The 21,595-nt window shown below is 58.0% G+C and carries 12 protein-coding genes and 1 tRNA gene; 9 read left to right on the top strand and 4 right to left on the bottom strand.

Features of this window, described 5'->3' with window-relative positions:
- Positions 1-10: 10 nt before the first annotated feature.
- On the top strand, positions 11-4,060 hold the full coding sequence (locus PMI23_RS07730; RefSeq protein ID WP_007915409.1) for a helix-turn-helix domain-containing protein: 4,050 nt from the start codon (positions 11-13) through the stop codon (positions 4,058-4,060).
- 167 nt (positions 4,061-4,227) lie between these two features.
- On the top strand, positions 4,228-6,219 hold the full coding sequence (locus PMI23_RS07725; RefSeq protein ID WP_007915411.1) for a DUF7380 domain-containing protein: 1,992 nt from the start codon (positions 4,228-4,230) through the stop codon (positions 6,217-6,219).
- A 118-nt stretch (positions 6,220-6,337) separates the two neighbouring features.
- Here PMI23_RS07725 and PMI23_RS07720 read toward each other — a convergent pair whose 3' ends face one another.
- Together PMI23_RS07720 and PMI23_RS07715 are read right to left on the bottom strand one after the other, a co-directional pair.
- Complete coding sequence (locus PMI23_RS07720) at positions 6,338-10,717, bottom strand: response regulator (protein WP_007915422.1); 4,380 nt, start codon at positions 10,715-10,717, stop codon at positions 6,338-6,340.
- 44 nt (positions 10,718-10,761) lie between these two features.
- Positions 10,762-11,919: an HD-GYP domain-containing protein gene (locus PMI23_RS07715; protein WP_007915424.1), complete on the bottom strand. Its 1,158-nt coding sequence runs from the start codon at positions 11,917-11,919 to the stop codon at positions 10,762-10,764.
- 342 nt (positions 11,920-12,261) lie between these two features.
- On the opposite strand from PMI23_RS07715, the gene PMI23_RS07710 reads away from it, so the two are divergent.
- The 3 genes from PMI23_RS07710 (at position 12,262) to PMI23_RS07700 (ending at position 16,257) form a co-directional block, all read left to right on the top strand.
- Entirely contained in the window at positions 12,262-13,599 is a 1,338-nt protein-coding gene (locus PMI23_RS07710; protein ID WP_007915426.1) for an MFS transporter, read from the top strand.
- Positions 13,600-13,623: 24 nt separating this feature from the next.
- Complete coding sequence (locus PMI23_RS07705; RefSeq protein ID WP_007915428.1) at positions 13,624-14,886, top strand: gallate dioxygenase; 1,263 nt, start codon at positions 13,624-13,626, stop codon at positions 14,884-14,886.
- 123 nt (positions 14,887-15,009) lie between these two features.
- Entirely contained in the window at positions 15,010-16,257 is a 1,248-nt protein-coding gene (locus PMI23_RS07700; protein WP_007915430.1) for an OprD family porin, read from the top strand.
- Here the strand turns inward: PMI23_RS07700 and PMI23_RS07695 are convergent.
- Positions 16,232-17,467 (bottom strand): LysR family transcriptional regulator, encoded by a 1,236-nt coding sequence (locus tag PMI23_RS07695; RefSeq protein ID WP_007915432.1) that lies wholly within the window; start codon positions 17,465-17,467, stop codon positions 16,232-16,234. The two genes, PMI23_RS07700 and PMI23_RS07695, sit on opposite strands and share 26 nt — an antisense overlap.
- A 154-nt stretch (positions 17,468-17,621) precedes the next feature.
- Here PMI23_RS07695 and galB point away from each other — a divergent pair, with 154 nt between their 5' ends.
- From galB to PMI23_RS07680, 3 genes are read left to right on the top strand one after another with little or no spacing between them, the layout of a single operon-like run.
- Positions 17,622-18,356 carry a 4-oxalmesaconate hydratase gene (gene galB / locus PMI23_RS07690; protein WP_007915437.1) on the top strand — a complete coding sequence of 245 codons (735 nt, stop codon included), beginning with the start codon at positions 17,622-17,624 and terminating at the stop codon, positions 18,354-18,356.
- On the top strand, positions 18,353-19,069 hold the full coding sequence (locus PMI23_RS07685) for a 4-carboxy-4-hydroxy-2-oxoadipate aldolase/oxaloacetate decarboxylase (RefSeq protein ID WP_007915439.1): 717 nt from the start codon (positions 18,353-18,355) through the stop codon (positions 19,067-19,069). The genes galB and PMI23_RS07685 overlap by 4 nt, the downstream gene beginning before the upstream one ends.
- A gap of 2 nt (positions 19,070-19,071) precedes the next feature.
- Positions 19,072-20,199, top strand: coding sequence for a 4-oxalomesaconate tautomerase (locus PMI23_RS07680; protein WP_007915441.1), 1,128 nt, complete (start codon positions 19,072-19,074; stop codon positions 20,197-20,199).
- 154 nt (positions 20,200-20,353) lie between these two features.
- On the opposite strand, the gene PMI23_RS07675 is transcribed toward PMI23_RS07680, so the two are convergent.
- Positions 20,354-20,441 (bottom strand) — tRNA-Ser (locus tag PMI23_RS07675).
- Positions 20,442-20,563: 122 nt separating this feature from the next.
- Between PMI23_RS07675 and PMI23_RS07670 the strand changes: the two genes are divergently transcribed.
- Positions 20,564-21,235: a Bax inhibitor-1/YccA family protein gene (locus tag PMI23_RS07670; RefSeq protein ID WP_007915443.1), complete on the top strand. Its 672-nt coding sequence runs from the start codon at positions 20,564-20,566 to the stop codon at positions 21,233-21,235.
- The last annotated feature ends 360 nt before the right edge of the window (positions 21,236-21,595 follow it).

Below are 21,595 nucleotides of genomic sequence, written 5' to 3'. Positions count from 1 at the left end.
GAGTGTGAGAATGAAGACTGATCAGCGTGGTAAACACAAGCGCTTCGGTGACGAGCTAAAGCGCCTCCGCCAAGAACAAGGCATCTCTACCCACACTGAGCTTGCCAAGCTTCTGGGCGTTGCCCAGCAGACCGTCACTCGATGGGAGGCTGGCGAGTCACGCCCGCGCGCTGATCAGATCGCGGTCGTGGCCAACGCTTTACGTGCCGATCCGCAGCGGCTTCTCGTCGTTTCGGGCCATGTAACTGAACAAGTAACGGTATCGTTTGACCAGCCGCTCCCGCTTGCATCTCTCTCGCCTGAAGGATTTCAACGCATCTGCCGTTCACTCCTAGAGGCAATTTATCCGGGGGGTAAGGTGCACGCGGCCGGTAAAACTGGGCACGAACAGTTTGGGATCGACATCGACGTCGAGCTCAAAACCGGCGAGGTGCATTCATTTCAATGCAAGCGAGAGGCCCAGTTCGGAGCAGCAAAGGTGAAAGCCGCAGTTGAAGCGCACAAAACAGAGGCAGCACAGAAATTCATCCTCCTTTCACGCGTCGCGAGCCCACTAGCGCGCAGCGAGGTGAAGAAACACCACGGATGGGATATATGGGATCAGGACGATCTCTCGGAGAAACTGCGCGAACTGCCAGTAGATGTAAAACGCCGCTTGGTTGATACCTACTTTCCTGGGCAGCGTTTCGCTCTTTTGGGTGAGCCATCGCCCGGTCCTTGGCTCACTCCAAACGACTTCTTCGCACCACTTGTAGTTGCCGACCGGCCATTCAGCCATCACTGGGGTCTCATTGGGAGGGGTAAGGAGTGTGAGCAGCTCGCCATTGCCCTAGAGGATCGGAAGCAGACAGTCGTGTCGTTGGTGGGGCCAGCCGGTGGAGGTAAGTCGCGCACTCTGCGAGCAGCAATCGATACCTTTACGCAAACGCATACCGGCCAAACGACCCTAATTCTCTCTCCAACTGAACAAATTACGACGAAGAGCCTCGATGACTTGGGGTATGGCGAAAAACTCCTCGTCGTTGATGACGCGCACGATCGCACTGACCTTGAGCTTTTGGTGCGCTATGCCGCGAGCCCGCATTCGAATGCGCGGCTCTTATTGGTGTATCGCCCATATGCGCGAGAGGTCATTGATCGCCAGTTGGCCCGCTATGGGTTGATGAGCGCGCCGGTGGTGCTGGAGAAGCCCACCAAGGCTGAAGGGGTTGAACTTGCTACGCATGTCTTGGAGTCACTAGGTGGGCCAATACACGTGGCCACGCTGATCGCCAACGTGGCTTATGACAGCCCGCTTTCTGTAGTAGTCGGTGCCTGGATTGTTGCCAAAGACGGAATGCATCCTGAGCTGTTCGGCTCGCACGAGGTGTTCCAGCGAACAGTCCTTCATCTATACAAGGAAGCAATTGCAAAGAGCGTTTCAACCAGTCCCAAGGATCAAGATCATATCGAGGGTATGTTGCGCGTGATCGCGCTCATCCAGCCAGTCGTGCCCGATGACCCCAAGGTGCTTGCACTCTACGAGTCAATCGAAGGGGTGAGTGCGCCAGATGCCACTCGATTGACCAAGCTCCTGATTGCATCGGGTGTATTGTTCAAACGAGGTGCGAGCTATCGACTCTCTCCTGATCTCCTGGCGGACTCAATCATCGAGTCCGGGTACATCATCGGAAGTGGCGCCTCAAATGGGCAAGCCGAGCGAGTATTTGAGGCGGCCATACCCGAGCATAAAGCTCATCTCCTCTTAAACCTAGGCCGCCTTGATTGGCGGCGTAATGAAGGTGACACGTCTAATAGTCCACTGCTGGACGCGCTATGGCGTAGCCTAAAGTGGGAGGGTGACTATGTGCAGGCGCACCTGAAGGCAGCTGTGGAAGCAGCGTATTATCAGCCGCGCCAAGCACTCGCATTTGCTCGCCGATTGATTGAGGAGGGGCATGGGGCGCACGTAGATGTTTGCCGATTGATCCGCAACGCGGCATACAGCCTGCAGTATCTCTGGGACGCCTCGGAACTGCTGTGGGATCTTGGGCGTAATGATCGGCGCCAAATCAACCAGCACCCGAATCATCCGCTTCGGCTTCTGAGTGAGATGGCGACACCTGAGCCACGAGTTCCAATCGCATACATTGAGGGTGTCCTCGATTTCATGCTCTCGCTCGTGCCGTACGTAGATACTTGGACTGGGGTATTCACTCCGTTTGTTGTACTCGAAGGCGCCTTGGCAACGGAAGGACACTTCACTTCCAAAGCCTCCAGTCGCGCCATTACGCTCACATCCTATGGTGTTGACATTGAGTCGGTGCAGGCAGTCCGGCGCCGAATCATAGACGTCATTTTGGAGAGCTTGACGAGCGACAACAAGCGTCGCGCCTACGATGCTGCTGAGACCCTCCACAATGCGTTGCGTGGACCGATCGGAGTAATGAATCGCGCGCCCAGCGATAAGGAGGGCGCTGATTGGGAGGAGGAATTCACTGATACGCTTGAGCGAGTTAACTCCCTGATCGAACACCAATTCCTGCCGCCTGTAGTGCTGATACGTATCGCTGAGTCGGTGGGGTGGCATGCACACTACGCTATTGGAACAACCAAGGAGCCAGCAGCGCGCATTTTGCGCCAGCTCGACCGAGATCTGAACACTCGTGTCACTCGTGTGCTTATGGATGCTTGGGGAACCAGCACTTGGAGGCACGAGGTTGACAGGCAAGACCACAACGATGAAATTCAGGCAAAGCTTGTCGAGGAGCTTGTTCAGGCGTTCCCTGATGAGAAAGCGCTTGGGTTGTTCATTAATGAGCGCTTGGACGAACTTAAAACATATCGTCGTGACTCAGCCCAATCGACTCATGTTTTCGTTAATCGGCTGTTGAACGACCGGCCTGCATTCGCTCGTGTGGTTCTTGATGCAAGAGTTGAATTCCCTGAGAGCTCAATCGCAGAGTTCGCCTCAGTTGCACTTGCAGTGCTAATAAAACACGCACCAAGCGAAGCTAACGCTCACATTGAAGCGCTGCTAACTTCTGGGGATGCGGAGCTTTCTCTAGTCGCGCGTGCCTACACGATGGGTCTAGTCAAACTCCGCGGCTTGACCGAGTTCGATCGCTCTATTTTGAGACGCATCTTCGGCTCAAGCGACCCCGCGGTGCTGGCTAGTTCCTCGTGGCTATTTCGCGACGTAGCCGAGCGGGACAAAAGCTTTGCAATCGAGCTTTTGGTCAATGCGAATCCTGCGTTGGCTGCTGAGTCGCCGTTGGGTATCTTCATGTGGTTCGACGATGACAAGCTCATCCCGCTTGACTCGATCAGTGAGAACGAGCTCAGTCGCATTCTCAAGTTATTTCTAAACTTACCGCGTCTGGACGACCATATCGTCCATGGGTTTTTCATGCGCGTGGCCAAACGAAGCCCTCGCTTGGTAGTTGAGCTTATAAAGGCGCGCCTCGAGCAGGCAGTCGATCGAGATGACTGGCGAACGTTGCCAGTCGGCGGCACTGCATTCAACCAGCCGTCTTTAGATGTTCTGGAGCATCTCGATGGGGCTGTGCTGTTGCGAGAGGTGCTTGACTGGGCGCTCCCACAGATCGACGTGTATCGCTTCGCGCACAACCTATCTGATGTCGTGTCAGGTGTGTTCGGACTTCGGCACCCAGCGTGTACGAGCATCCTTGAAGCGTGGTGTGCTGGTGGCAACAGCCAGCACTTCAGAGTGCTCTCTTATGTGCTTCGAGACGCTCCACCATTATTTGTGTTTGAGGACAGCGCATTTGTCGCGCGAACATTGAAGGTGGCGCGCTCGCTTGGTGTATCCGTCTATCGAGAACTCAGTTCTTCGCTCTTCGCGTCTGCTGTCAGTGGTATTCGAAGTGGCACTCCTGGTGAACCGTTCCCTGAAGACTTGAGAATGAAGGCGCAAGCTGAGGAAGCGCTCGCTACATTGAGCAGGGCTGATCCGGCGTTCGCTCTTTACGACGATATTCGCAGACATGCTGAGGGCAACATTGAGCGCTCACTTGCTGAGGGACGAGCAATGGCCGAAGAGGATGCCGATGAATATTAACCTGCCAAAAAACACAAAAATAATGACATATTGCATGCGTGGCAAGCTGCCACGATCACTAAAATAAAGTGGCATACTTTGGGCCTCTGGTAGAACGATTTTGCGTATCAAAGCAGCCATGCAGTCCACCGCCCGCGTAGTTAAATCATCCAGAGCAGGGAGAGGGAATGAGCGAGCAGACCGGGCCATCAAACGATCAGGACGTGGCGCTAGGCGCCGGACAGAAATCGGACAGGGAACTTGGCAGGGAACCGGACATGGAGCTGGTTCCAGGAGTTCCTTCAGCACCGGAAACGATCATCGGTAACAAATCAGATCGCTCCCGGCTGGAATTTGCTTCTGTCAATGATTTCCGGCAGACCGAGATCAGCCAACTGCTGGAGACCGTCGATACGCTCGACTTTTACTCATTCGACTCTGAGCTGAGCGCACGCTCCAGGCGGGCGCTGGCGAATAAGAACTACGGCGGCTGCCGGGCTTACAGAGTGCTCATTGTGGTGTGTTCTTTCCATTTTTCTGTAGATCGCCAAGATGCCTTCGGCCCAAGGTTGATCAGGGATGGCATGCGCACGTCCATCCCCGCCGACATTGCTGGGGAGCAGAGCCAGGCGCTTGCCACTATCGCCGAAATGATCGACCACCCCCTCCTGCGCGCTCGGGTTGCAGATGTGTCTTGGTATAACCACAGAAACCTGCATCAAAGCGCCGTCTTGGCAATTAATTCCTACTGTCAAACGATCGAATTCTACTTGGACGACAAGCTTTCGTTCAGATACGAGCCACCCTCTGGGCTGTCCTCCAAAGTCGTCGATCTGATCGAAAGGGCTTTCCACATCGTAGCCGGCACAGGCAAGCGAAAAACACCGCCCGAGATCGTGATCGCAACATGGAACCGTCTTTACACCCATGCCGAGAAACTGAGGTGTTTCACGTCGCTTGATCGATTGGCTCGGCTAGGCCAGTCCTTCAGCCTGATCGAATGGGCGCAAGTTGCACAGGATGCGGAGAGGTCGGCAAACGCAGCCGCTGCCAGCGACTACGCCATGGCCGTCAAAGTAGTGTGGGAGCTTGCCGCCCTCGCCCATCATCAGTCCAAAGATCACCCAGGCTTCAAGCGCTGCAAGTTAAAGTCGATCGAGCAGACGCTCAGGATGCGAGAAGGCGTCGACAGCTTCATGGCCAGAGCTAGCTGGACGCGGGATGCCATACGGGAGCTTCGTGCTATTCCAGGCATGCAAGCAGAACTGGAAGCGTTAAAGACCGAGTTGCTGGAGCTGCAAGCGCAGGCTGCTCACGAATTTTCTCCCTTCCAGATCCCGATGGATTTGAGCGAGGTGCGCCAAGGCACTATTAATGTCTTCAAGGATCTGACGCTTCCAGAGTTCTTTTACACATTTGCCCGGATCTGTGAAGTACCTGAGAAAATGGCGCTGCACACGGACATCATCCGTGACCGTAGCGACTCACTCCTTTCCGACCTCTTCAACGGACAGATCTACACCGACGTCCTGGGCCGGGTAGTCACACAAGCACCGACTATCAATCTCGACGACACACCGCCACCTGAATGGTATGACCATGAGAGCCTTCGCTACTTGGACATCCAGTACCAAATGTGGGTTGAAAGCCGTGTAAAGCCGGCCGCCCAAACCCTTATGACCAAATTTGCTGTCGACGATGGACACCTGATGGCCATCGTGTCAGCCAGCCCATTCGTGCCATCAGGGTTCGAGCACATTTATGCCCTGGGCCTCGCGCGCTTCCTTCAGGGGGACATGGTGTCCGCCTGCCATCTGCTGTTCCCACAGCTCGAGAACTCACTACGCCATGTGCTTAGTGACGCTGGAATTGATACATCGAAATTGGACGAAGAATTGCTGCAAGAAGACCGGTCGCTCAGTGGGCTGCTGAGCAACCGACGAGAGCAGCTAGAGTCGGTTTTCGGCGTCGACCTGATCTACACGATTGACCTACTGTTCAATCTCAAAGGCGGCCCGTGCCTGCGCCACGAAATGGCACACGGCAAGTTGGCATCTGGTGCCTGCTACCTGCATTCCAGCATCTACGCGTGCTGGCTCATGTACTACCTGATGTGCTTGCCGCTGCTTCAGTGTTGGAGGACCCATGTCGCCCCGCAGCTAGAACGTGTTTCACTCTAGCCAATATCAGCGTTTGCTGAACGGCTGCTTTTGGCCGAAAGCGGTCATTCGGGAGCAGTAGCTATCGGCCAAAATCGCTCAACTACAGAAACCATCTACAGCAACCTCCTCACTCAAATCACCCATCCTGCAAAAGCTTCAAAGCCCGATCAAAATCGAACCTTTCCACCTGTACCGCGACCAGAGCCAGGCGTTCTTCTAACGCCCGATCAAGTCGCATGTTGCGCAATCCCGCAAGTGCGTCCAAAGCCGCCGTGTCACCTTCGTCCAAAAGACCCATGAGCCTGTTCAGTTGCTCGTTGATAGCGGAGTCGTTCTGTAGCTCATCACCTGCGCCGGCCGGTGTGTCTGCCTTGAGGTCGGCCAGTGCGACCAGAATCGGCTGCAGGCAATACTCGACCTGCATCGCCAGCCCTTGCAGCACCGTAGCCGGCTCGCCGTCATGGCAGGCCTGTTCCAGCAAAGCGCAGGCTTGCGCCACGGACCTGGCGCCGATGTTGCCGGCGGTGCCGCGCAAGCTGTGCGCCAGTCGTTCAGCGGCGCCAGCATCCGGATCGATCCGTGCGGTGTGGAACTGTTCGATAAAGCCTGTCTGGGTGTCGCGAAATTTGCAGAGCAGGCGTAGGTAGAGATCCCGCCGTCCCATGCAGGTGGCGAGACCTGCCGCGAGGTCGATGCCCTCAAGCTGCTCGGGCAAGCCATCGGCGAATCCTGCGTTCAGCGATGCTTGAGCGGCACGTGGCTTGATCCATTTTGCCAGGGTGGCGAACATGGTTTCGACGTTGAGTGGCTTGGAGATATGGTCGTTCATGCCGCATTCGAGGGCGCGCTCGCGGTCACCGTCCATCGCGTTGGCGGTCATGGCGATCACCGGCAAAGTGTTGAAGCGCGGTTGCTGGCGGATTTGTCGGGTTGCCGTGTATCCATCCATCACCGGCATCTGGCAATCCATCAACACGCCATCGAAGTCGCCATCCTCGGCGAGGATGTCCAGGGCCTCCTGACCGTGCGTGGCGAGTCGCAGGCGTATTCCGACGCTCTCCAGCAGCTCGCTGGCCAGTTCCTGATTGAGATCGTTGTCTTCGACCAGAAGCAGTCGCGCGCCATTGAGGCTGGCGACTGTGTTGGCATTGTGCAGGGAGCGTTCGCCCGTTCGCGTTTCACCCTGTGGTTCTCTGCCCAGCACCACGCCGATGGCTTCGAGCAGCGAGGACGGCGTGACGGGTTTGGTCAGTACCACCGGCAACTGGATGCCTTGGCGCTCGGCTTCTTCGCGGGCTTCTTCGCGTCCAAATGCGGTGATCATGATCACCGATGGCGTGCGCATCAGGCTGGCGGAATGCATTTTGCTCACGGCTTCCATGCCATCCATGCCGGGCATCCGCCAGTCCATCAAGACCAGATTGTAAGGCAGTGCCTTGTGCTCGGCGTCGGCCAACATGCGCAGCGCCAGATCACCGCTCTGCGCGACATCCACTTCCAGGCCAAAGCTGCGCGCCATGCCCGAGAGAATTTCACGCGCACTGGCATTGTCATCCACGACCAGTACCCGCATGCCCAATAGCTCGCCGGCCTTGAACATACGGCGCGGCTGCACGCCTTGCTGCACAGCGAGTTGCACCTGGAAATGGAATGTCGAGCCGACCCCCGGTTGGCTTTCCACCCAGATTCGGCCGGCCATCAGCTCCACCAGCTTCTTCGAAATGGACAAGCCGAGCCCGGTGCCGCCGTACTTGCGAGTGATCGAACTGTCTGCCTGACTGAACGACTGGAACAGGCGTGAACACTGCTCGACGGTCATGCCGATGCCCGTGTCGCGCACCCAGAAGTGCAGTTGCACGTGTTCGTTGTGTGTACCCACTTCTTCCACGCCGACCACGATGTCACCGTGCTCGGTGAACTTGGCCGCGTTGTTGCCCAGATTGATCAGCACTTGCCCCAGGCGCAGGGGATCGCCGATCAGGGCCGTGGGCAGATCGGGCGGGATCTGGAACAACAACTCCAGACCCTTGTCTTCGGTCTTCAGGCCAATCATGGCGGCGAAGCTGTCGAGCACGTCCTCGAGGCGGAAAGGCGCCTGTTCGAGGCTCATCCTGCCGGCCTCGATCTTGGAAAAATCGAGGATGTCGTTGATGATTCCCAGCAGGTTCTCCGCCGAGCGATGCACCTTTTCAATGTAGTTGCGCTGGCGATTATCCAGATGGGTACGCAGCGCCAGGTGGCTCATGCCGATGATGGCGTTCATCGGCGTGCGGATCTCATGGCTCATGTTGGCAAGGAACTCGCTCTTTGCCTGAGTGGCTTCTTCGGCTGCTGCTCTTGCTTCTGCCAGCGCCGTCACGTCGATGTTGATGCCGGTTGCGCGCAATGGCTGGCCGTCCGGCGTGCGTGAGAAACGGTTGAGCGAGCGGAACGTGCGTATCTGCCCGTCATTTTTGCGCACGATGCGAAAGTCGAATTCGACGCGGTCATCGCCACTCTGCACGGCGCTGTCGAAGGTGCTGCTGACCCGCGCCAGATCCTCGGGATGCACCAGCGCCTGCCAGTGCTGCAGCGTGCCACCGAAGGCACCCGGTTCAAGACCAAACAGGGTTTCAAGCTGCGGCGTCCAATAGTTTGTGCCGCTGACCAGATCAACATCGAACAGACCGATGTCGCCGGCCTCTTGCGCCAGGTTCAGGCGATCGCTGGCAGTCCGCAGCCTGGCTTCCATCGCTCTGCGTTCACTCACGTCGCGCACCGAGGCACAGACGCAGACGCCACGACCTTCCAGGCGGGGCAGGTGGGAAAGGCCAATTTCCACGGAGAACAGGCTGCCGTCTTTGCGCACGCCGCTCAGGTCCTCCAGATCGCCACCCATCTGCCGGGTGCCGCCGCTGGCAATGAAACCGTCGCGCAATTTGACATGACGCTCGCGGGCAGCCTGAGGCACCAGACGCTCGATGCTGGCGCCAATCAACTCGCCGGGGGCATAACCAAACAGGCTGTCCATTTGCGGGTTGGTCATCAGAATGCGACCGTCAGCCCCCAGCACCAGCATACCGTCCGGTGCTGCCTCGATGATGCCGCGATACCAGGCCTCGGTGGCTCGCAATGCTGCCTGCTGGGCCTCCAGTTCGCTGGCCTGGTGTTCCAGTTGCAAAGTCTGCGCGCCCATTTCGTCCGCCTGACGACGAGTCTCCAGCAGCAGCGCCTGGGCCGCCTCACTGCGCTCCATGATGGCCATGGCGCCGGCCAGCCTGGGCAACACTTCTTGCAAGAGCAGCGCTTCGTTCTCTTCCAGTTGGCGAAAACCGGCCATTTCCACCACCCCGAGCAGGCGTTCGCCACGCAGCACGGGTTGAACCATCAGGACGCTGGCGGGAGCGGCGCCCAACTGCGTGCGTACATGCCAAAACGGTTCGGGTAAATTCTGCAGGTGGCGGGGTTGGTGATCCAGTGCGCACTGGCCAAGCAACCCGTCACCGAGCGCAAGTTCAACGGGCAGCGGATGCTCACTGTCCACCGCGTAACCGCCCACCAATCGAAGGCGCGAGGCGCCTTCATAGAGAACGTAAAGTGCCCCTTGGCACATGCCTAACTGCGGCGCGATGTGGCTAAAAAAAGCCTGGGCCAACTGCTGCGGCGTTTCCGCCTGTTGCAGATCCACTTGCAGAAGCGAAGTGTGGTTTTTAACCCAGCGCTGGCGCTCAAGCTGACAAGCCTCCACCTGCAACGTGGCGATGGCTCGGGCGAGGTCACCGGTTTCGTTGCGAAGGTCGGTGTGGGGGATCTGCCCGTCGAGTTTGCCGGACGCCAATTCGTCTACCGCCACACGGACACGATTGAGCGGCACGCGAATGGAATAACTGACCAGCCAGGTCAACAGCAAGGCCAGTGTCGACCCGCCCAGCAGCAACACATAGGTGATCGTGGTACTGCGCTGCGCATATTCGGCCAGATTCTTCGCGGTATCGTGGATGTCGGCTTGCTTGTTGTTCTCGATCTGCGTGAGCAGCTCGTCGCTACCCTGTTCCAGCGCGAGAAAATCCTGACTGTTAAGCAACATCCAGGCTTGACCGAGGGAGCCTTTGCCGGCGAATTCCAGCGCCGCATCGCCATCTTTTTGCAGACGCTGCAAGACCCTCTCGAACTCCAGCAGACTGCTCAGACTGCTCTGTCGCCGCAGTGTCGGGCGCACCTGTTCCAGGGCTTCGTGGAGTCGTTCCTGGGCGACACTCATCTGCGTTCTGGCGCTGATGCGAATGTCCGCGTTGTTGGTCGCGATCGCACGTTGCATGGCCAGCAAAAGATACGGCAACTGCACCCGGACTTCCTGCACATGCTGGATACCCACCAGATCCTGCTGGTACAACTGCTGCATTTCGTTCCTGAGAGAATACTGGGTGCGCAGGCTTTGCACGCCCAGTATCAGAACCAACATCAGCAGCGCCGCGAAGCCGATGATCAATTTGCTGCGCAGGGACAGGCGCTCGAGCGTCTCGAACAGTCTGTTCATAACGGGCCTCGTTCAGCAGTGGGGGGCAAAGAGCGGCACACGGCTCAGGGTTGGTCAGCGATCTGTTCAAGCAAGGCCAATTGTCTGGCCAAGTCCTGATCGCTGTCGGCGAACTGCACGGCAATGTTCTGGAACTGCCCGGCATTGGCCAGAAATGCATCGCAGATGTCCGGGTCGAAATGTTTGCCGCGGCCTTCGCGGATTATTTCCACTGCCTGCTCATGGGGCATGCCGGGCTTGTATACGCGGCGGCTGATCAGCGCATCGTAGACATCCGCCACAGCCATCAAACGCGCGCTGATCGGAATATCGTCGGTGGCCAACCCTTGCGGATAGCCGCTGCCATCCCATTTTTCTTGATGCCCGTAGGCGATTTCCTTGGCCAGACGAAGGAAGTCGACGCCGATCCCCAACTGGTCCTCGGCGTGCTGGATGGCGTCGCGTCCCAAGGTTGTGTGGGTCTTCATGATCTCGAACTCTTCCGGCGTGAGACGTCCGGGCTTGAGCAGGATGCGATCAGGAATGCCGATCTTGCCGATATCGTGCAGCGGTGCCGACTTGAATAGCAGCTGGATGGTTTCCTCGTCGAGAAAGTGACGAAAGCGCGGATGCTCGCGCATCAGTTCGGCCAGCAATTTTATGTAGTGCTGGGTGCGGCGAATGTGGTTGCCGGTTTCGTTGTCGCGGGTTTCGGCCAGCGAGGCCATGGCGTGGATGGTGACATCCTGGATGGCAATCACCTCGCGGGTACGGCGTTGCACTTCCTGTTCCAGAAAATCGTTTTGATTGCGCAGAAAGTCGGCGACGGCCTTGAGCTTGACCTGAGTCTCGACCCTGGCCATGAGCACCGGAGGAATGATCGGCTTGGTGATGTAGTCAGCAGCGCCGAGGCTCAAGCCGCGAATTTCGTCCTCCGTGGCGGTCATGGAGGTCAGGAAAATGATCGGTATATGACAGAGGCGGGCGTCATGTTGGAGCCGCTCGGCAACGTCATAACCGGACAGCCCCGGCATCATGATGTCCAGCAGAATCAGGTCGGGGAGCGTGTCGGCCTGCAGAAGGCGCAAGGCTTTTTCACCGCTGTTGGCGGCCTTGACCCGGTATTTGTCCTTTAGCAACTCGGCAATCAGCATCAGGTTGTCTGGGGTATCGTCGACCACCAGAACGGTTGCTGATGGATAAACGCCCTGCATGCTATCCATGGATGTTGGCTCCCTTGACTGATAAGCAGTAGGCGTACTTACGCCAGACTCTTGTCGGCAAGCGTAGCTAGAAAAGCTGCAATCGGTAGGTCGAAGCAGGGAGGTTTGTTCGATGAGGTACTCGATTATTGGCCGCTCGCGCCACGGTCATCAATCCCACGCTCTACCACGCCCCGTTTATCTCTTTTGATCCCCCGATAAGAAAAACCGATACCTGCTTAAGGATTTCCCAGAGGCGGGCGGTATACCTGCGGCTTTACAGTCACCTTCATCGTTCAGCGTGGACGGTCTACTTACAGGCCTTGTCCGTCGGGACTTCTACAAAAATAAGAAGGTGAGAGCATGACGAGTGAAACGGTCGATATCAAAGCGTGGATCGACAACCGCAAAGTGGTGCCGTACCAGTGGCTGATTATGGGTTTATGTTTTTTCATCGTGCTTTTCGATGGCTTCGACGTCGCGGTGATGGGGTTTATTGCCCCCTCGCTGATTCAAGAGTGGGGATTGTCAAAAGCAGCGTTTGGCCCAGTGATGAGCGCGGGCATGGTTGGGCTGGCGATCGGCGCGCTGACCGCTGGCCCTTACGCCGACCGAATCGGCCGCAAAAAGGTACTCCTAACGGCGGTGACTGGCTTCAGCGTGCTGAGCCTGGCCTGCGCCTTTGCGCGTAATCCCTACGAACTGGCGGCCTTGCGTCTGCTGACCGGTGTGGCGCTGGGCGCAGCGTTGCCCAACACCACCACACTGCTTTCCGAGTATTTGCCGGAACGCAATCGGTCACTGTTCATCACGATCATGTTCACCGGGTTCAACATGGGGTCGGGGTTGGGCGGATTTCTCGCCGCGTGGTTGATTCCCCATCACGGTTGGCAGTCGGTGCTGCTCGCTGGCGGGATTCTGCCGATGTTGTTACTGCCCTTGATGTGGCTGTTGCTGCCTGAGTCGGCGCGTTTTCTTGCCGCGCGCAACGCGCCCGCCAGCCAGATTGCCAAGGTTCTGAGCAAGCTGGGGGGCACGTTTAGCGCGGCGACTAAATTCGTCATTGCCGAACCGCAGGCTCAGCAAAAAGCACCGCTGCGCTTGTTGTTCACCGAAAGCTATCGCTTCGGCACGCTCGCTTTGTGGGCGACTTACTTCATGGGGTTGCTGGTGATCTACCTGACCATGGGCTGGATGCCGACCCTGCTGCGTGAAGGTGGGCTGTCCATCGAACGCGCCGCGACCATCACCGGCCTGTTCCAGATTGGCGGTACCGTCGGCGCCATCGTAGTCGGCTGGGCGATGGACCGGCGTAATCCAAACGCGGTAATTGCCACGTCCTACGCACTGGGTGGCGCTTTCATTCTGCTGCTGGGCGCCTTCAGCCTCGAATCCAGTCTGCTGGCGTTCGGCGTAGTGGCGGCAGGTTTCTGCATGAGTGGGGCGCAAACCGGCCTCAATGCTTTCGCGCCGGGCTACTACCCGACAGATTGTCGCGCCACGGGCGTCAGCTGGATGCTGGGTATCGGCCGCTTCGGGGCTATCTTTGGTTCACTCATCGGTGGCGCGGTGCTCAGCCTCGGGCTGGGGTTGCCGCTGCTGTTTGCCCTGTTGAGCGTGCCTGCCTTTATCGCTGCACTGGCGATCATGGCCAACGGTCATGCACGGCGCCGAGTCAATCGGGCCTTGCTGACGCATTAATCTTTTTCGACAAAGGAACTCGTTATGGCACGCATCATTGGTGGCCTCGCTGTATCTCACACCCCGACTATCGGCTTTGCGGTCGATCACGACAAGCAGCATGAGGCCGCCTGGGCGCCGATTTTCCGTGGTTTTGAGCCGATCAAGGTGTGGCTGAAGGAGCAGCAACCGGATGTGCTGTTCTATATATTCAACGACCACGTGACTTCGTTTTTCTTTGATCACTATGGTGCCTTTTCCCTCGGTGTCGATGAGCGTTACGAAGTCGCTGATGAGGGCGGTAATCCACGCGAGTTACCGGGGATCGCTGGCCATGCGGCGCTGTCGCGGCACATCGGTGAGAGCCTGGTAGCGGATGAATTCGACATGAGTTTCTTCCGTGACAAGCCGCTCGATCATGGCTTCTTCTCGCCGATGTCGGCGCTGCTGCCGTGCGAGCCGGACTGGCCGGTGGAGATCGTGCCGCTGCAGGTTGGCGTGTTGCAGTTCCCGGTGCCGAGTGCGCGGCGCTGCTACAAGTTGGGCCAGGCGCTGCGCCGGGCGATCGAAAGCTACCCCGAGGACTTGAAAGTAGCCATCGTCGCGACCGGTGGCGTTTCCCACCAGGTGCACGGCGAACGCTGTGGGTTCAACAACCCGGAGTGGGACCAGCAGTTCATTGATCTGTTGGTCAATGATCCCGAGCGCCTGACCGAAATGACCCATGCCGAATACGCCGCGCTGGGGGGCATGGAAGGTTCGGAAGTGATCACCTGGCTGATCATGCGCGGCGCGCTGTCGGCCACGGTGAAAAACCTGCACCAGGATTACTACCTGCCGTCGATGACCGGCATTGCCACACTGTTGCTGGAAAATCAGGATCGGCCCGTTCCCGTTGACGTCATTGCGCGGCATTTGCAGCACATGCAGCATCAGTTGGCGGGTATCGAGAAGCTTGAAGGCACCTATCCGTTCACCCTGGAACGCAGCGCCAAGGGCTATCGGTTGAACAAGTTTTTGCATCGCATGATCGAGCCGCACTGGCGTCAGCGTTTCCTCGACCAACCCGAAGCGCTGTTCGATGAAGCAGGGCTGAGCGACGAAGAGCGGGATCTGCTGCGCCGCCGCGACTGGCGCGGATTGATTCACTACGGGGCGATTTTCTTCGTGCTGGAAAAACTCGCTGCCGTGGTTGGGGTGCCGAATCTGCAGATCTACGCAGCGATGCGCGGACAAAGCCTGGAGGCGTTCATGAAAACCCGTAATCAGCAGGTGCTCTATTCGGTAGCGGGCAAGGCCCCGCGCTAACGTCACGGCGTCATCGACGGCTCGCTCCGGGCCGCTTCGCAACACCCTTGAATGATTTCACTGCGCCCGGCTCATGCGGGCGTAGCGGACTGCTTCATCCCAAAAAAATGGATAACAATAACAATGAAAATCACCGCCAATACTCGCGTAGTCTTCACGCTGTCCGCTGTTTGTGTGCTGCCTGTCGAGGCGAGCGCCGCAGGCTTTGTGGAAGACGCCAGCGCCAATCTCAATCTGCGCAACTTCTACATCAATCGTAATTTCACCAACCCGGCCAATGCGCAGGGCAAAGCCGAGGAATGGACGCAGAATTTCATTCTCGATTTCCGCTCTGGATTCACCCAAGGTGCAGTCGGATTTGGTGTGGATGTGCTGGGCCTGTATTCGCTGAAGCTTGACGGCGGTCAAGGCACGGGAGGCACGCAATTGCTGCCGCTGGACAGTGATGGCCGACCTGCCGATCAATTTGGGCGCCTGGCTGTCGCCGGGAAAATGAAAATCGGCAAGACCGAAATCAAGCTCGGCGAGTGGATGCCAGTGTTGCCGATATTGCGTTCCGACGACGGTCGCTCGTTGCCACAAACCTTTCGTGGCGGTCAGGTCACTTCACAGGATATCGCCGGGTTGACCTTGTATGGCGGTCAGTTCCGGCAGAACAGTCCGCGCAACGATTCAAGCATGGAAGACATGTTCATGCAGGGCAAAACCGCGTTTACCTCTGACCGTTTCAACTTCGTCGGCGGCGAATACGCGTTCAACGAAAAGCGCACGATGATCGGCGTGTGGAATGCTCAGCTAAAGGACATCTATCAGCAACAATATCTGCAACTGGTTCATAGCCAACCACTGGGTGACTGGACGCTGGGCGCCAATCTTGGCTACTTCTGGGGTCGCGAGGATGGCAGTGCCCGCGCAGGCAATCTGGACAACCGTACGTTCTCGGCATTGCTGTCGGCACGCTACGGCGGCAACACGTTTTACCTCGGTTTGCAAAAGCTCAGCGGCGACGATGCCTGGATGCGCGTCAACGGCACCAGCGGCGGAACCTTGGCCAACGACAGCTACAACAACAGCTACGACAATGCGCGGGAGAAATCCTGGCAGCTGCGCCATGACTACAACTTCGCCGTCCTCGGCGTGCCCGGTCTGACCCTGATGAACCGTTATATCAGCGGCGACAATGTGCACAGCGGAGCCGTCACCGACGGTAAAGAATGGGGCCGCGAATCCGAGTTGGGTTACACGCTGCAAAACGGCGCGTTCAAGAACCTCAACCTGCGCTGGCGCAACTCGAGCATTCGCCGCGATTACAGCAGCAATGAGTTCGACGAGAATCGCTTGATCATCAGCTATCCGTTGAACCTGCTTTAACCGCTTCATTGGCCTGAGTTCGGATTACCTGGCGGATCACCTCCATCAACGCCTGCGCGACCGGTGAGTGCAGGCAGCTGCTGCGGTACGTCAGGCCGATGGCCCTGGCGGTCTGTTTCAATTCCAGCGGCAAAATGCACAACTCGCCGCTAGCGATTTCCTGTTCCAGTTGATGCGCTGAAACGGCTGCGAGCATGTCCGAGCGTAACAACAGTCCGCGAATGATCGCCATGTCGGCGCTTTCCACCACCGGGGAAGGCGCCGGAATGCCGAAACCGGCGAAGCAGTCGTCGAGCATTTTGCGCGCCGGCGAACCGGCGCGCGGCAATACCCACTTCGCGTTAGCGAGATGATCTTGCAGGCCGGTTTTGCCGTAGAGCGGATGATCACGCCGCGCAAGCACGACCATTTCCTCTGTCAGCAGTGACTCACCGACCAGGTCGCTGGCATAGGTCGACGAACGCAGCGCTCCGAAAATGAAATCCACATCACCGGCGCGCAATTCAGTCGCCAGCAGGTCGAAGGGACTCTCATTGGTGATCACTTGAATACCCGGGTGCTCGGCCATCAGGCGCACGATGGCTTCGGGCAGGATGCGCGTGCGGCCGAGGGGCAGGGCACCGACGTGGACGACGCCGTGCAAGGCACCGCGAAGGGCGGTGATGTCGCTGTCGATATGGCGCAGTTCGTTCAGCGCACGGCGGATTGCAAACAGGATGTCATGACTCGCGCGGGTCGGTTGCAAGCCGCGCGGCGTGCGCTCGAACAGCGATTGGCCGCAGCCGTTTTCGAGGACTTTCAGCGTCGAACTGACCGCAGGCTGACTCAGCCCCAACAGGTTGGCCACTGTCTGCATGTGCTGGGTTTCACAGAGTTTGACGAACACTTGCAGGCGTCGCGCCTGGAACAGATAAAGCGGTTCAATCGCAGCTTTTTCACCTTGGCCGAGCAATGTCGGCACGCTCCCAAGCTCTGCCAGCACCCGTCGCGCTCGGGGCAGCAAACGCTCTCCGAAATTGGTCAGGCGCATACCGTTGGCGTGGCGCTCGAACAGCATTACGCCTAGCCGTTCTTCGAATTCGGAAATCGAGCGGGTGACCACCGATTGCGCCCGGTACAGCGCGACTGACGCCTTGGAGACGCTGCCGTGATCAGCCACGCGGACGAAGGCGCGCACGTGCATCAGGCTCGGCAGTTCAAAGACTTCCATGGGTAAGGACTCTGTGGGTCGGCGAATCCGACGACTATGCCGCCGCTATTTTCGAGTGGCAATAAAAAAAACGCATACCTCGAACACTCGAACGCATTACTCCGTCGGCGGGGTGCGATGCGATGCTCTTTCGCAACGCAAAGGAGTATCCGCAATGATCGAATCAACCAAAAACGCGCTGGTTGTCAGCGCCCACTCAGCCGATTTTGTCTGGCGTGCCGGTGGTGCCATTGCCCTGCATGCGCAGCAGGGTTACAACGTCCATATCGTCTGCCTGTCGTTCGGTGAGCGCGGCGAATCCGCCAAGTTGTGGCGCAAGGGCGAGATGAGCGAAGACAAGGTCAAAGCCGCACGTCGCGAAGAGGCTCAGGCCGCCGCCGACATTCTCGGGGCCAGTGTCGAGTTCTTCGATATCGGCGATTACCCGATGCGCGCCGACAAGGAAACCTTGTTCCGTCTAGCCGATGTTTTTCGCCGGGTGCAACCGGAGTTCGTCCTCAGTCACTCGCTCAAGGACCCGTACAACTACGATCACCCGCTGGCCATGAACCTGACGCAGGAGGCGCGCATCATCGCCCAGGCCGAAGGCTATAAACCGGGTGAGAAAATCGTCGGTGCACCGCCGGTCTACAGTTTCGAGCCACACCAGCCCGAGCAATGCGAATGGCGCCCCGATGTATTGCTCGACATCACTGATGTCTGGGACAAGAAGTACGCGGCCATCCAGTGCATGGCCGGGCAGGAGCATTTGTGGGAGTACTACACGCGCGTCGCCCTGCAGCGTGGTGTGCAAGCCAAACGTAATGTCGGGATCACCTCAACCCGCAACATCGTTTATGGCGAGGGTTACCAGAGTATTTTCCCGCGTGTCACGGAGAATCTGGGATGAGCGAACATATCGGCAAGACTGGCGTTGTTGTGCGCAATATTCAGCGGGCCGAAGCGGCGCTAGTCGATGAGTTGAAACGCTTCGGGGTCGCGACCATACATGAAGCACAGGGCCGCAAAGGACTGTTCGCGAGTTCGATCAGGCCGATTCAACAAGGCACGGTGATCAGTGGTTCAGCCGTCACGGTGCTGGTTGCGCCGGGTGACAACTGGATGTTCCATGTGGCCGTCGAACAATGCCGGCCCGGCGATATTCTGGTGGTTGCGCCGAGTTCACCGTGTACCGACGGCTACTTCGGTGACCTCTTGGCCACCTCGCTCAAGGCTCACGGCGTCCGGGCGCTGGTGATTGAGGCCGGCGTGCGCGACACCCATACCCTGCGCGAAATGGGCTTCCCGGTCTGGTCCCGCGCCATCAGCGCGCAAGGCACAATTAAGGAAACCCTGGGTTCGGTCAACCTGCCACTGGTGTGCGGCGGGCAACTGGTGCATCCGGGTGATGTGGTGGTTGCTGATGACGATGGTGTGGTGGTCGTACGACGCACCGAGCTGCAGCAAGTCGTCGAAGCCAGTCGCGCCCGGGCCGACCTGGAGGAACAGAAGGCTTTGCGACTGGCCAAGGGTGAACTGGGGCTGGACATTTACAACATGCGCGTGCGCCTGGCGGAAAAGGGTTTGCGTTACGTCGACAGCCTCGAAGAACTGGGAGACTGAGCATGGCGCAGACCCGCATTCCCTGTCTATTGATGCGCGGCGGTACGTCGAAAGGCACTTACTTTCTGGCCGACGATTTACCGCAAGAGCCTGCGCTGCGAGATCGCGTGTTGCTGGCGGTGATGGGCTCGCCGGATGCGCGGCAGATCGACGGCATTGGCGGCGCTGATTCACTGACCAGCAAAGTGGCGATCATCAGACCGTCGAGCCGCGCGGGTGCTGATGTCGATTACCTTTTCGCCCAGGTGCTGGTGGATGAGCCGCGTGTCGATTACGGTCAGAACTGCGGGAACATCCTCGCCGGTGTCGGTCCGTTCGCCATCGAGCGCGGGTTGGTGGCGGCGACAGCCGACGTCACCCCTGTGCGGATCTATATGGAAAACACCGGACAGATCGCCATCGCCCATGTCCCAACGTCTGATGGTGAAGTGCGCTATGACGGCGACGCCCGTATTGACGGCGTGCCGGGGCAGGCCGCGCCGTTGATTGTCGAATTCGAGGATGTCGCGGGCTCCAGTTGCGGCGCCTTACTGCCGACCGGCAACGCCCGGGACGTGATCGACGGCGTTGAAGTGACCTGCATCGATAACGGCATGCCCGTGGTGCTGATCAACGCGCAAGAGCTGGATTGCAGTGGCTATGAGAGTCCCGCGCAACTCGACGTCAATGCTTCACTGAAACAGCGTCTGGAGTCCATCCGCCTGCAAGCGGGGCGGCGCATGAATCTGGATGATGTGAGCCAGCGCAACGTGCCGAAAATGTGCCTGATTGCACCGCCGCAGGTCGGTGGGGCCATCACCACACGCAGCTTCATTCCCCATCGCTGCCACACCAGCATTGGCGTGTTCGGCGCAGTCAGCGTGGCCGCCGCCTGCCTGATCAAAGGCAGTGTGGCAGCGGTCATGGCGGTGGTGGAGGAGGGCGAGGTGAAACGCCTGTCGATCGAACATCCGACGGGCGAGTTCACGGTGGAGGTGCGCTTGCAGGACGAGCGATTGGTTGGGTGCGGACTGATGCGCACGGCTCGGTTACTGTTTGATGGCTTCGTCTGCATTCCATCAGCGACCTGGCGTGGTATAGCCGTTGGTCAATCAGGAGAGTGCCTCTCGCAAGTACGCGTAAAGAGCTGAAAACTCCATTTTTCACTTTGCTCCTGCCTATTCCGGTGGCAAGCCTTGGCTGACCTTTTTAGTGGGTGGCCGCCAACCAGCGAAGAAATCTGGAAATCTCAAACCCCAGAAACGACAAAGCCCTGAATAATCAGGGCTTTGTCGGTACAGAATATGGCGGAGGCGATGGGATTCGAACTCATGGACCTGTTACAGTCGACGGTTTTCAAGACCGTTGCCTTAAACCACTCGGCCACACCTCCGTTGCGTTGCGGGCGCCATAATACCTGAATGAAACACACTGTCAAACTCTCTGCATGGCTTGTTACAGAGCGTCTGTTATGATCTTTGCGACTGAACGTTTCAAACCAACAGGAGTGTCGCCATGCGCGAACAGGATTACGCAGTTAATAACAGCGTGCAGGCTGAGCAGCTAGAGGTTAGCCGCGTCCTGCGCAACACTTATGGCCTACTGGCTCTGACCCTCGCATTCAGCGGCGTCATGGCTTTCGTTGCCCAGCAGATGCGCGTTGGCTACCCGAACATTTTCGTGGTGCTGATAGGCTTCTACGGGCTGTTTTTCCTCACCAACAAGCTGCGTGATTCCGCGTGGGGCCTGGTGTCCGCTTTTGCGCTGACCGGTTTCATGGGTTTCCTGCTCGGCCCGATCCTCAACCGTTACCTGGGCATGCAGGGCGGCGCTGAAGTGGTCAGCTCGGCGTTCGCGATGACCGCACTGGTGTTCGGTGGTCTGTCGGCCTACGTGCTGATCACCCGTAAGGACATGAGCTTCCTCGGTGGCTTCATCACCGCTGGTTTCTTCGTGTTGCTGGGTGCAACGCTGGCAAGCTTCTTCTTCCAGGTCAGCGGCCTGCAACTGGCGATCAGCGCAGGTTTCGTGCTGTTCTCGTCCGTGTGCATCCTGTTCCAGACCAGCGCCATCATCCACGGCGGTGAGCGCAACTACATCATGGCGACCATCAGCCTGTATGTATCGATCTACAACCTGTTCATCAGCTTGTTGCAGATCTTCGGCATCATGAGCCGCGACGACTGATCGTTAGTCGTTTCAACAAAAAACCCGCTTCGGCGGGTTTTTTGTTGCTCGTCGAAAAGCGTAGTGGCCTTTCGCCTACAAAATGATCTGAAAATAGTGGCGTATTTTTGGAACTCACCTAAACCTAATTACCAAGGAAGAGCAGTAGCCTGATCGACAGGAGTCGGTAACCAGCACCCCTCGTTTAATTCCTGCGTCCCTCGCATTCACTTCCCTTGCTGTTGATCGCCAGGCCTTTCGGTCGAGAGCGACTGTATTCGTTCGTCCAGTGAAAATCGGGAGGTGAACCACCCCAAACTCCATGCACCGTGACCGTATCCCGGCGAACGACCGGGACCCTGATACCAGAAAAATAATGGA

The sequence above is a fragment of the Pseudomonas sp. GM24 genome, from assembly GCF_000282235.1.
In the GTDB taxonomy this organism is placed as follows: Bacteria; Pseudomonadota; Gammaproteobacteria; order Pseudomonadales; family Pseudomonadaceae; genus Aquipseudomonas.
Note: the sequence above shows the minus strand (reverse complement) of the source record. Positions and strands in the feature narration are given on the sequence as shown.

Bases quoted from the DNA above. Each gene is read 5' to 3' on its own strand.
- PMI23_RS07725 (WP_007915411.1), top strand. From the start codon at position 4,228: ATGAGCGAGCAGACCGGGCCATCAAACGATCAGGACGTGGCGCTAGGC.
- PMI23_RS07710 (WP_007915426.1), top strand. From the start codon at position 12,262: ATGACGAGTGAAACGGTCGATATCAAAGCGTGGATCGACAACCGCAAA.
- PMI23_RS07670 (WP_007915443.1), top strand. From the start codon at position 20,564: ATGCGCGAACAGGATTACGCAGTTAATAACAGCGTGCAGGCTGAGCAG.
- PMI23_RS07730 (WP_007915409.1), top strand. From the start codon at position 11: ATGAAGACTGATCAGCGTGGTAAACACAAGCGCTTCGGTGACGAGCTA.
- PMI23_RS07685 (WP_007915439.1), top strand. From the start codon at position 18,353: ATGAGCGAACATATCGGCAAGACTGGCGTTGTTGTGCGCAATATTCAG.
- PMI23_RS07720 (WP_007915422.1), bottom strand. From the start codon at position 10,717: ATGAACAGACTGTTCGAGACGCTCGAGCGCCTGTCCCTGCGCAGCAAA.
- PMI23_RS07680 (WP_007915441.1), top strand. From the start codon at position 19,072: ATGGCGCAGACCCGCATTCCCTGTCTATTGATGCGCGGCGGTACGTCG.
- PMI23_RS07700 (WP_007915430.1), top strand. From the start codon at position 15,010: ATGAAAATCACCGCCAATACTCGCGTAGTCTTCACGCTGTCCGCTGTT.
- PMI23_RS07705 (WP_007915428.1), top strand. From the start codon at position 13,624: ATGGCACGCATCATTGGTGGCCTCGCTGTATCTCACACCCCGACTATC.
- PMI23_RS07695 (WP_007915432.1), bottom strand. From the start codon at position 17,467: ATGGAAGTCTTTGAACTGCCGAGCCTGATGCACGTGCGCGCCTTCGTC.
- galB (WP_007915437.1), top strand. From the start codon at position 17,622: ATGATCGAATCAACCAAAAACGCGCTGGTTGTCAGCGCCCACTCAGCC.
- PMI23_RS07715 (WP_007915424.1), bottom strand. From the start codon at position 11,919: ATGGATAGCATGCAGGGCGTTTATCCATCAGCAACCGTTCTGGTGGTC.